13 protein-coding genes are annotated in these 10845 nt (G+C 66.3%); 4 read left to right on the top strand and 9 right to left on the bottom strand.

All coding sequences use genetic code 11. The features are described 5' to 3' along the window. Window positions 1–32: 32 nt before the first annotated feature. The 3 genes from O5K39_RS03485 to O5K39_RS03475 all read right to left on the bottom strand — a co-directional run bounded on the left by O5K39_RS03485 (window position 33) and on the right by O5K39_RS03475 (window position 3487). The gene (locus tag O5K39_RS03485) at window positions 33–1106 is read right to left on the bottom strand and encodes an HNH endonuclease domain-containing protein (RefSeq protein ID WP_271145893.1); all 1074 of its coding nucleotides are present in this window, start codon (window positions 1104–1106) and stop codon (window positions 33–35) included. A 230-nt stretch (window positions 1107–1336) separates the two neighbouring features. Then, complete coding sequence (locus O5K39_RS03480) at window positions 1337–2260, bottom strand: nucleotidyltransferase and HEPN domain-containing protein (RefSeq protein ID WP_271145892.1); 924 nt, start codon at window positions 2258–2260, stop codon at window positions 1337–1339. A gap of 165 nt (window positions 2261–2425) precedes the next feature. Then, entirely contained in the window at window positions 2426–3487 is a 1062-nt protein-coding gene (locus tag O5K39_RS03475; RefSeq protein WP_271145891.1) for a site-specific integrase, read from the bottom strand. Between the two features lie 105 nt (window positions 3488–3592). Here O5K39_RS03475 and dusA point away from each other — a divergent pair, with 105 nt between their 5' ends. Both dusA and O5K39_RS03465 read left to right on the top strand, forming a co-directional pair. Further along, the gene (gene dusA / locus O5K39_RS03470; RefSeq protein WP_271147219.1) at window positions 3593–4645 is read left to right on the top strand and encodes a tRNA dihydrouridine(20/20a) synthase DusA; all 1053 of its coding nucleotides are present in this window, start codon (window positions 3593–3595) and stop codon (window positions 4643–4645) included. Beyond that, window positions 4642–5472, top strand: a complete 831-nt coding sequence (locus tag O5K39_RS03465; RefSeq protein ID WP_271145890.1) for a sulfite exporter TauE/SafE family protein — start codon at window positions 4642–4644, stop codon at window positions 5470–5472. The genes dusA and O5K39_RS03465 overlap by 4 nt, the downstream gene beginning before the upstream one ends. Window positions 5473–5742: 270 nt before the next feature. Here O5K39_RS03465 and O5K39_RS03460 read toward each other — a convergent pair whose 3' ends face one another. Beyond that, window positions 5743–6273, bottom strand: coding sequence for a TIGR02281 family clan AA aspartic protease (locus O5K39_RS03460; protein WP_271145889.1), 531 nt, complete (start codon window positions 6271–6273; stop codon window positions 5743–5745). A 117-nt stretch (window positions 6274–6390) separates the two neighbouring features. Beyond that, entirely contained in the window at window positions 6391–6597 is a 207-nt protein-coding gene (locus O5K39_RS03455; RefSeq protein WP_271145888.1) for a DUF1289 domain-containing protein, read from the bottom strand. A 165-nt stretch (window positions 6598–6762) separates the two neighbouring features. Here O5K39_RS03455 and O5K39_RS03450 point away from each other — a divergent pair, with 165 nt between their 5' ends. After that, on the top strand, window positions 6763–6918 hold the full coding sequence (locus O5K39_RS03450) for a hypothetical protein (protein WP_271145887.1): 156 nt from the start codon (window positions 6763–6765) through the stop codon (window positions 6916–6918). Window positions 6919–7009: 91 nt separating this feature from the next. Then, complete coding sequence (locus O5K39_RS03445; protein ID WP_271145886.1) at window positions 7010–7822, top strand: crotonase/enoyl-CoA hydratase family protein; 813 nt, start codon at window positions 7010–7012, stop codon at window positions 7820–7822. Window positions 7823–7859: 37 nt separating this feature from the next. Here the strand turns inward: O5K39_RS03445 and O5K39_RS03440 are convergent, their stop codons facing one another. The 4 genes from O5K39_RS03440 to O5K39_RS03425 all read right to left on the bottom strand — a co-directional run bounded on the left by O5K39_RS03440 (window position 7860) and on the right by O5K39_RS03425 (window position 10817). After that, window positions 7860–8909, bottom strand: coding sequence for a histidine kinase dimerization/phosphoacceptor domain -containing protein (locus O5K39_RS03440; RefSeq protein WP_271145885.1), 1050 nt, complete (start codon window positions 8907–8909; stop codon window positions 7860–7862). Window positions 8910–8994: 85 nt separating this feature from the next. Further along, entirely contained in the window at window positions 8995–9171 is a 177-nt protein-coding gene (locus O5K39_RS03435) for a hypothetical protein (protein ID WP_271145884.1), read from the bottom strand. Window positions 9172–9207: 36 nt separating this feature from the next. Next, window positions 9208–9750, bottom strand: a complete 543-nt coding sequence (locus O5K39_RS03430; RefSeq protein ID WP_271145883.1) for a phosphoribosyltransferase family protein — start codon at window positions 9748–9750, stop codon at window positions 9208–9210. 65 nt (window positions 9751–9815) lie between these two features. Then, a complete protein-coding gene (locus tag O5K39_RS03425; protein ID WP_271145882.1) occupies window positions 9816–10817 on the bottom strand; it encodes an MJ0042-type zinc finger domain-containing protein in 1002 nt (333 codons plus the stop codon). Window positions 10818–10845 lie beyond the last annotated feature (28 nt).

The raw sequence follows: 10845 nt of genomic DNA, 5'->3' as shown, positions 1-10845 counted from the left end.
GAGAAGTGTGGATCGGAACGCCACCCGCCTGCTCATACGCCTGTTCGCTGCCACGGCGCAAAGCCTTGATTGGCCGCAATTTGAAGCAGTGGCGCATAGTGAGCCCTGTACAGACCCTCCAGTTCGACCAATGGGAGGCCGCGGACGGCGGCGACGTCGCGACCGAAGGCCAAACTGTAGGATTCTAGAAGCCGACCCTCCGGGCCGAGTATCGTCATCAGGCGATGGTGAAGACCTGCAAGCGCATTAATGTCGGTGAGGTCAGGCAGACTGTCGCCCTTCGACGAATTGGTGGCCGCCGTCACCGGCGCGAGGTTCCAGATCAGATCGTGGGCCAGGAAACTGCGCGGCAAGACATGGTCGAGTGCGAAAGCGGCGAGCCGTTCGCCCGAATAGAGATCGTGCAACGGCTCGCTCAGGGCCAGAACTTCAAACGCAGCACGCTGGGCGCGGAGATTGCGTGGATTGGGCGGCCCGAGCTTGTTTACGATGGCCGGCGTGTGGGGGTTCCGGGATTGCAGGAATGCCGCCAGCTTCATCTGCGCGAACACCTCGATCATCGACCTCTGATCGCGGAGATAGGCGCGCCAGACCGGATCCATCACAACGCGCGTACGCCGACCCTCCCGCTTCAAGGCATAGGGGGGACCAGCGCCCAAACCGATTGAGTCGGCGGCGATCGCGACGATCGCCTGCGTCCGAAGGTCTTCGCGCATCGAGGGGGCGAGCGCCTCCAACAGCCATGGCGCAAGAAAGCGGGACGGCACATAGCGGGCTAGGGCATCCAGCCTCGAACGCCCTTCGGGCCAGGCCTTCAGAACGGCACGGACACGGGCGGGCGAAGCGGCGCCCGGAAGAGCGCTCCAAGCCTGCAGGTCGAGAATGACGTCCTGCAGACGATCCAACACCCCGAAGGACAGACGGTAGAGGGCGCTGGGCGCCCAAGCGAGCACCACCATTTCGGCAATGACGTCGTCTTCCGCAGGATCCTCATGATCATCGATCAAGTTTAGGAGCGACAAGAACCAGAAGAATTTGTAGGCGCTCGCCCGCGCCTCGAACGCGCGCGAAAGTCTGCTTGCCAAAACCGGCACGACCGGCCTCAAATCGCCGCCCTCTCCTCTCCTAACGGCGCGGACACCGGACACGAGACTGATTTGCGAAGTCGAGCGCCCTCCTCCAGCATGACCCTAGGCCAAGGCAAAGAGCGAACATGGCCCATGGACGATCAAGCGCCATCTCGGCTTCTGTAGGCTCGCCCCAACACACATGACAAAATAATCCACGACCGACCGAAGTATCGGTTCACAGTTTCAACCCTTCTTTGGCGCGGGACTCAGACATCCGTAGCCGGTGCTCTGAGTCCAGCCAGCCTGCGACTCGCAGACGCGGCGACTAGGTCGGCCAAGCCTCGGGCAGCCACGAACAGCGCTTCCAGATCTTCGACGTTCACATCGTACTGGTCGGAGTATCGCGCTTCGACGTAGGCCCGTTTCAGCGTCTCAAAGCGGCGCCGTTCAAGTTTCGTCTCTCTTGGCCAAGCGGCGATGAGGGTCTTGTCCACGTCCTCCGCCAACGACCGCAGGAACTTGATATTGTGCGAGCGCGGGAAATAGAACGTATGGACCAGGAGACTGAGGATGTAGGCCGTCTCAACGGCCTGATGCAGATGGAAAGCTGCACGCTTCCGCGCATGAGAACCTTCACCTGATCGCTCTAGCCATCGCGCGGCATCCTCCAGCCAAGCGTCCAAGTCGATCTGCTTGGCCTCTAAATATCGCTCAGCTAATGCCAAGGCGTTGCTAGGCGTCATTGGCTGCGGAACTGCCAACGGATGTCCAGGCAGCTCATAGAGAACAATCCCATCCCGAACGATGTCGGTCCAAAAATACTCCCCCCGGCCAATGGCGGCGTTCACCTCGGCCAGGTCATGGACGATGATGTTTACCGTACGGCCGATGCCCGGATCATGCAGGATCTTGTCCTCGGCAACGTACCAGTAGTCGGCGATGTCGGTCAGCTTCTCGTTGCTGACGACGATCAGCAGATCAAAATCGGAGAGGTAGCCGTTCTCGGGCTCATCGACCCAGTCGTCGCGCGCATACGATCCAAACAGGATGATCTTGAGAATCTTGCCGTGTTTGCGCCAGGTTTGGGTGCCGCCGGCGATGGAGGCGTCGAACTCGGTCAGCAGCGTCGTACGCACCCGAGCCAGCTCGGCCTGCTGCTTCTCGGGCAGGTGATCGATGTCACGTTTCATCGGTCAGAACCTGCGCCGGAATGATAGGGCGACCGCCCGGGTGGTGAGAACATGGCTTTAACATGCGCCCATGCCTTTGACCGAAGTCTGAACATACGCATGGGCGACCCGAGACGGTCTGAGCACCACTATACAGCCCGCGGCTCGCCGGAAAACCACCCATGGTCATGCCGCCAGCGCCGCAGCGATCGCGTGCAGCCCTTCCGGCTTCAGGTGCGTATACCGCCTTAGCATCTTCCAGTCCCTGTGCCCGGTCACCAGCGCGACCTGCTGGATTGCAAAGCCCGCTTCGAACAGCCGGCTCGTTCCCTCATGGCGGAGGTCATGGAAGTGAAGATCTTCGATCTCCAGTTTTCGGCAGGCGCGGGTGAAGGCCGTGCCAGCGGATCGATGATTGAAGGGAAAGATGCGCGCATCCTGGTTGTCCCGGAGAGCCCGCTGCTCTTCTGCCAAGGCCAGGCCATCGAAACCTGAAACCGATAGCAGGGGGATGCGCTGGTCGTTGCCCTTCTTCTGCCGGGGGTCCTTCCGATCCCGGATAGTCAGCATCTTGGTCCGGGTGTTCAGATCGTCCCAGACCACGCGAAAGATCTCGTCCTGGCGCATCGCGGTCGCGATGGCGAACTTGACGATCCGGCTCATTGGTATCCCCTGTCGCGGATTGTCGTCGAAATGGGCGATCAATCTGGCCAGCTCGTCTTCCGTCGGGCGACGGTCGCGGTCGGTCCCCTTTCCGATGAGGCCCAGCCTCTTAAGCGCGTAGCGCGCCAGATCGACGGCTTCGACCGAAACCCGCAGGCCGTGGACCGCGGCGGCGTGCTGAAGCACGAGTTTGATGATGCCGATGTCGATCGAGAGGGTGACAGGACCTGCGCCCTCCGCGGCCCGCGCCTTGCCGAACTCGATGAAGCGATCCCGATCAAGTTCGACGAGCTTCCGCTTGCCGAGCACCCGCTTCAACATTTTGAGCGTGGCGTCCTTCGAGCGACCCGGCGCCTTACCTACCTCTTTCATGTCAGCGATGTGCAGGTCGATGAGGTCGCCGAAGGTCGTGAGCTTCGAAATCCGTGACTTGCGCGGTGACTCTCCGCGATCGATTTCGCGCTCGGCTTCGACCGCCCAAACCTTGGCGTCATCATACCGGACGAAGGTCTCGCTCAGGGCTCTCCCCTTGCGACGAACCTGGACACGCCAGCGGCCGGATTTTTGTCTGCGGATCGAAGCCATTTTTCGGGTGCAAAACGGGTGCAATGAGATGTCGAAAAGGCGCGAAAAACGTCGTGGAGTAGCGTAGAAAAGTGCACACGAAATGCCGCGTGTGCACTGATTTATATAGGAAAAGACTTGATAAATCAAGCACGTAGACTGTCCATTGCACCCATGATGGACTGGACCGACCGGCATTGCCGGGCGTTTCACCGCGCCCTGACGACGAAGGCCCTGCTCTATACCGAGATGGTGACGGCGCCGGCGGTGATCCATGGCGACCGGGAGCGGTTGCTGGGGTTCGATGCGGTCGAGCATCCGGTCGCCCTGCAACTGGGCGGATCGGACCCGGAACAGCTCGCCGAGGCGGCCCGGATCGGCGAGGCGATGGGCTATGACGAGATCAACCTGAATGTCGGCTGTCCGTCGGACCGGGTCCAGTCGGGCCGGTTCGGGGCCTGTCTGATGCGCGAGCCGGCGCTGGTGGCGGACTGTATGGCGGCCATCGAGGGGGCGGTCTCGGTCCCGGCGACAGTGAAATGCCGGATCGGGGTGGACGACCAGGATCCGGCGGTCAGCCTGTTCGCCACTGTGGACGCCTGTGCGGCGGTCGGCATCGAGGTCTTCATCGTCCATGCGCGGATGGCCTGGCTGCAAGGCCTGTCGCCCAAGGAGAACCGGGACATCCCGCCGCTGGACTACGCCCTGGTGCGGCGGCTGAAGCGGGAGCGGCCGCATCTGAGCGTTTCCATCAACGGCGGGATCGCCACGCTGGACGCCGCCGAGGCCCACCTCGATGACGCAGACGGTGTGCAGCTGGACGGGGTCATGCTGGGCCGCGCGGCCTATCACGAGCCGGCCCTGCTGGGTCAGGTGGACCGGCGGCTGTATGGGGCCGAGACGGCGGACGTCGATCCGTATCAGGCCATCGACCGCTATCGGCCCTATCTGGCGGCCCGGCTGGACGAGGGCGTCGGCCTGCACGCCATGAGCCGGCACATGCTGGGGCTGATGCACGGCCGACCGGGGGCCCGGGCGTTCCGGCGCATCCTGACAGTCGAAGCCATCGCCAGGGGGGCGGGGCTGGACGTGGTCGACCGGGCCGTCGAGGCCGTGCGGGAGGCCGAGGCGCGTCGGGCCGAGCCGCGTGAGCCGGTTGTGGGCGAACAGTCCGCGTGACGATCCTGGGCCTGCCGCTGTCGGAGATCGCCGCCCTGCTGGTCGCCGTGGTCGCGGCGGGGCTGTTCGGGGGGCTGATCGCGGGCCTGTTCGGGGTCGGGGGCGGGACGGTGATCGTGCCGGCCCTGTTCTATGCCTTTTCCGTGCTGGGGCTGGGTGGAGAGAGCAATCTGCACGTCGCCATCGGGACGTCGCTGATGACCATCGTGGCGACCTCCTGGCGGTCGCTGGCCGCGCACCGCAGTCACGGGGCGGTCGATGAGGCGGTGCTGAAGACCTGGACACCCTGGGTCGGGCTGGGTGCCCTGGTCGGCGCGGGGATAGCGGGCTTCACCTCCATGGGTGGACTGGCCATCGTCTATGGCGTCTGCCTGATGGTCGTGGCGGCACAGATGGGGCTGTTGCCGGAGCGGATCACCCTGGCCAGGGACCTGCCGACAGGCTGGGGACGGCGCGGGGTCGGGACCGGGATCGGCCTGTTGTCGGCCATGATGGGGGTGGGCGGCGGCTCGTTCGGGGGGATGCTGCTGACCCTGTGCGGGCGGCCGATCCATCAGGCGGTGGCCACGGCCTCGGGCTTCGGCATCGCCATCGGGATCGCGGCGACCCTGGGGTTCGCGGTGTTCGGCTGGGGAGCGCCCGGACGGCCGCCGCTGTCGGTCGGATACGTCAATGTGCCGGCGGCCGTGCTGATGGCGCTGCTGACCACCCTGATCGCCCCCTATGGCGCAAGGCTGGCGCACCGGCTGGACAAGCGGGTGCTGCGGCGGGCGTTTGCCGTCTATCTGCTGGTCACAGCCGCCCTGGTGGTCATCAAGGCGCTCTGATCGCGTCGACGCGACGAAAAACAGAGTCCGAAAGGTCTGAATGGTCCGAAACGCCGGACTGTCCGGACTCCAAAAACAGAGTCCGTTGAGTCCGTTGAGTCCGGACTCCGTGACCGGGACGGCGGGCGTGGAATGTCAAAGACCGGACGCCCATCCTAACACAGGGGCGAGGGGCGCCAGGTCGAAGGGGTCGAGAATCGAGCAATCCCTTGCGCAGCAAGGGATCGGAGCCGCGAAGTTGCGAAACTGGCCCCCGTTCAGGGCCGTCCGTCAGGGGCGAAGGGTGAGGGCCGCAGGGGTGGCCTCGAAGGCCGAGAGGCGGCCCAGATAGCTCATGCCCAGCAGCGACTGCTCCAGGCCCGCCTCGACGACCAGGGCCTGGACGTCATGGACCTCGGCCGAGGCGATCGACACCGAACTGAGGGTGACGGCGGCGGCGCGGGCGGGCCCGGAGGCCGTGTTGACGGTGCGGGTGAAGTCGGCGGGCGTGAGCTTGAGCCCCAGACGAAGGGCGTCCTCGCGGGTCAGGGCCACGACACTGGCCCCGGTGTCGACCAGGACGCGGACGGCGCGGCCGTCGATCCTGGCCTCGGCCCAGTAGTGGCCGTCGGCGGCGCGCATGACCTGGGCGGTTCCGGGTTTGGCGGCCGGGGCGTGGGCGGCGGCAGGCACGGCGAGCACGGTCTCGGCCCGGGCCTCGCGGCGCGAGGCGTCGGTGTGGGTCAGCCAGAAGGCGACGCTCAGCGAGGAGGCCGTCGCCATCACCATCACGGCGGCGGACTGGAAGTCGAAGCGGATCATGCGGGCTCACGCGACAGAACCGCTTCTGCGGTCACGGGCATCCTGCATGGCCTGCGTTGGGATGCGGTGAACCGATGTGGTTGACGCCCGGTTAGCGAGCTGAGCCGTTCACCGACCTCACACCGGGCCCAGTTTCGCCGGGTCGATCCGGGCGCGGCGGTCGGGCAGGTCGGCCATGATCCCGGCGCGCTCGGCGTCGGTGAAACCGGCCCAGCCGCCGATCTCCGACAGGGTCCGCAGGCAGCCCAGGCAGAGGCTGGAGGCCCCGTCGACGACGCAGACCTTGATGCAGGGGGTGGCGATGGAGCGTGGCGGTTCGGTCACAGAAGAAAGACACTCATGCGAAAACCACTCCGGAGACGGACCATTTCTCTTGCAATTTATCCATCCGTATGCGATCTAAAATGCGACGCGAAACGACTGAGAGGGTGAAAGCCCCTGCGAGCACGACGTGTCTCTTTTCCCGTTCAACGAAAGGAGACATCAACGATGAACGACAAAGACAGGAATCTCCAGCACGCCATGACGTCCTTTGCCTTCTGGGGCGGGATGCTGGTGAACTCGAACCGACAGAACCGCGCGAACGATCGCGTGGTCAGCCATCCGTCGAACTTCGTGCCGATCGAGATCAAGCGGCCCCGATAGGCCGCCGGACGCCAGAAGGCGTCACATCCCGACTTGCACATCGAAGCCCCGGTCCCGAAAAGGCCGGGGCTTTGCAATTCCGGAGACGACCATGGCCCTGATCACCCAGGAGCGGCTGACCCAGCCGGGCGGCGGATCGGTGGTGGTCCTGACCCTGGACCGCGCCGAGCGGCTGAACGCCCTGCCCGACCTGACCGACGGCGACGAGGTGGCAGGTGTCTGTGAGGCCATTAACGCCGATCTCGAGGTCCGGTGCGTGGTCCTGACCGGGGCCGGGCGGGCCTTTTCGGCCGGCGGTGACCTGAATGCCATGAAGGCGCGGGGCGAGATGTTCGCCGGATCGGGCGCGGCGATCCGCGAGCAGTACCGGCGCGTCGTCCACCGGATCGTGAGGGCCTTCTATGGACTGGAGGTTCCGCTGATCGCGGCGGTGAACGGGCCGGCGTTCGGCCTGGGGTGCGACATCGCGGGGCTGGCCGACATCCGTATCGCTTCGGACCGGGCCAGTTTCGGCGTGCCCTTCCTGAAGCTGGGCATCATTCCCGGTGACGGCGGGTCGTGGCTGTTGCCGCGCAATATCGGCTATGTCCGCGCCGCCGAGATGCTGTTCACGGCTCGAGCGATCGATGCAGAGACGGCGGATTCCTGGGGGCTGGTCAACCGGGTGGTGCCGCATGAGGCCCTGATGAACGAGGCGATGGCCACGGCGGCCCAGGTCGCCGCCATGCCGCCGCGTGCCCTGCGCATGGCCAAGACCCTGTTGCGTCAGGGCCGGGACATGACCTTCGACCAGACGCTGGAATATTCCGCCGCCATGCAGGCCCTGGCCCATCTGACCGACGACCATATCGAGGGGGTGACGGCGGTGCTGGAGAAGCGGACCGGGGTGTTCACCGGGGACTGACGCCCGACGCCCGACACCTGATGCCTGACGCCCGGGCTCAAACGTCGCCGTGGCGGATCGTTACCGTCATGCCCGGCCGGGACGCGACCTCGATATGGGCGTCCAGCTGTCTGACCAGGGCCTCGACGATCGCTGTGCCGAGGCCACCGCCGGTGGCCGGGGCCGCGATGTCCGCCTTGCCGACGCCGTTGTCCGACACGACCAGGGACCAGGCCTCGCCTGCGCTTTCATAGCGCACCTCGACGTGTGCATCGGCCAGGGGCTCGGGGAAGGCGTACTTGATGGCGTTGATGACCAATTCGGTGACGATCAGCCCGATCGAGACCGCCTTGTCCGAGCCGATCATGCCGTCGTCGGCAATGACCCGGATGTCGATGGGCTGGATGTCCGCGATCATGGACGCACCCAGGCTGTCGCACAGCTTGGTCAGGTAGGAGCCGACCGCGATCCGGTCCAGACCGCCCGAGGCGTGCAGGTGCGACTGGACCTCGGCGACCGACAGGACCCGTTGATGCGCGTCCTTGAGGTGGTCGCGTGTCTCCTCCGAGGTCACCGCGCGAGCCTTGATCAGCAGGATGCTGGCGATGATCTGCAGACTGTTGGCGACGCGGTGCTGCATCTCCTGAAGCAGGATCTGCTTCTGGCGCAGCAGTTCCTCGGTGCGTTCCAGCAGGTCGGCTTTCTCGCGCTCGATCACCCGGCGGGCGGTGATGTCGGTGAAGGCCAGCAGGATGGTGGTGTTGGGGCTGGTGTCATACACGACCATGCGGGCGTTCAGCAGCATGGTGCGCCGGCCCAGGCCCGGAAAGTCGTGATCGACCTCGAACCCGTCCATGGCCGTGTGCTCGGGGATGATGGTCTCAAGCAGCAGGCGCAGGGCCGGAATGTTCCACTGCCCGTCGCCGAGATCGTAGAGCAGTCGACCGACCGTCTGGGCGGGGTCGACCTGGAAGGTGGCGTAGAAGGCCCGGCTGGCCAGCAGGACACGGAACCGCGCGTCCAGAACCACGAGGGGCTCATGGATGGTGTCGACGATCGCCTGAGCAAGCGTCTGCGCGTCCTCGATTCCGGGGATCGGCGTCGTCATCGCTGTCAAAAAGGTCCGCGCGGCGCGGGAAATCCCCGGCCGACAAGCAAGCTGTACGCCACTGGACGTTCGGAGTCGGATAAATCTAGGGGGCTGGTCCAGGTGTCGGCTGGATGCCCGACATCTCCTGCCACAAGGCCTCATTGGCGAGGTTGCGCCAATGGTCGGCCATAGCGCGCCATTCCGGGCCGTCGCCCGTGTTCGCGGCGGCCCTCTGGTCCATTTCGCGGGCCTTGGCCAGACATTGGTCAGCGGTGCGCATCCCGTCCAACGCGGGACGACGCGGATGGGTCCACCCTCAATCCAGGGCGCAGATGTCGGGCAGTCCGCGCAGGGCGCCGGCGTTGTCGAGGCCGTAGCCGACCAGGAACCGGTCGGGGGCGGCCCAGCCGACGAAGTCGGGCTCCGGCGCGCGCGGCAGGGGGAAGGGCTTCCTGGCGAAGACGCAGGTCAGGACCTCGGCCGCGCCGGCCTCTTTCGCGATGCGGACGGATTCGGCGAGCGACAGGCCTGTGTCGAAGACGTCGTCGAGGATCAGCACCTTGCGGCCCTGAAGCGAGCGCTGGAACGGGGCATGGACGTCGATCCGGCCCCGGCTGGTCTTCTCGTCACCGTAGGACGCGAGCCACAGGGCGTCGAAGCGGACGTTGCGTCCGATCCGCGACAGGGCCCGCGTCAGGTCGGCGGCGAACCACAGACCGCCGGTCAAGAGCACCGCCGCGACCGTCTCGTCGTCGATGACGGGGGCGATGCGGGCGGCCAGATCGGCGACGACCCGGGCGATCTCCGCCTCGGACAGCAGGATTTCAGGGGCGGCCGTCGGGGGGGAGGAAGGAGCCATGACCGCCGATACCGCCTGACGGGGGCGTCTGTCGAGCGCCGGGCTGCGCGCGACGCCCCTCGAGGTCAGTGATGGGCGGCGGCGGCCGGGGCGGGATGGGCGGCGACGGGATGGGCGTCGACCGGGGTCAGGGCCGGGGGCGTATTGACCTCGTGGCTGATGGCAGGCCGCAGGGCGCCGTGGTCGTCGGCGGTCGGAAGCGGGCGCTGGACCGGCGCATGAGCGGCGTCGGCGGAGGCATCGCCGTGCTCGGGTGCGGCGTGGGGATCGGCGGCGTGGTCGGCGGGGGCTGCATGGTCGTCGCCGTGCCCGGCCTTGTCGTCGTCGCCGTGGCCGGCCTCGGCGGCCTTGGCGGTGCGGCTTTCGTCGACGAAATCGACGCCGATGCCGACGATCTTCTGGCCCGGATCGGCGACGACGGCGGCGAAACCCTGGACCCCGCCGGGCAGGACCGGGGCGGCGTCGATGGTGATGATCTTGAAGCCGATCTCGGCCCCGTGAGCATCCAGCAGGGCGACGCGGATGGCGGGCGAGACGATCTCCTTGTCGCGGATGTTGCGGATCGCGCCCGAGACGATGACCTTGCCCGGATCATAGGGGGCGACCTTGATGGCCATGGCCTCGAACGTCAGCCCGGTACGGTTCACGGGCGAGCCGACCATGGCATAGGCGCCGGCGGCACGCGGATACAGGTCCACCACCTCGACCCGGAACAGCCAGGCGGCCCCCAGGATGCCGACGAAGACGCTGGCCAGACCGGCCCAGACGGCACCGTGGGTGGCGGCGCGGCGGACGCGGCGCTGTTCCTCGGCCCGTGCGCGGAAGACCTTGGGCAGTTCGGGGGCGGGCGTCTCGGCCAGGGTCTCGGGGACTTCATCCCGCTTGCCGAAGCCCGCCTGGACCGTGGTGGCGGGATCGGCGGGTTCGGACAGCTCGAGCGGCTCGTCGGCCAGGCTGGCGTGCCAGGTGTGGGCGCAGGTGCGGCAGCGGACGCGACGGCCGGTCGCGCCGATCGCTTCATCGGGCGTGAAATAGCTGGTGGCGCAGGACGGACAGGTCAGTATCATGCGGTCTGACTGCGGAGCTTTCTCAGCC

This window comes from Brevundimonas sp. NIBR10, assembly GCF_027912515.1.
Lineage (GTDB): Bacteria > Pseudomonadota > Alphaproteobacteria > Caulobacterales > Caulobacteraceae > Brevundimonas.
Note: the sequence above shows the minus strand (reverse complement) of the source record. Positions and strands in the feature narration are given on the sequence as shown.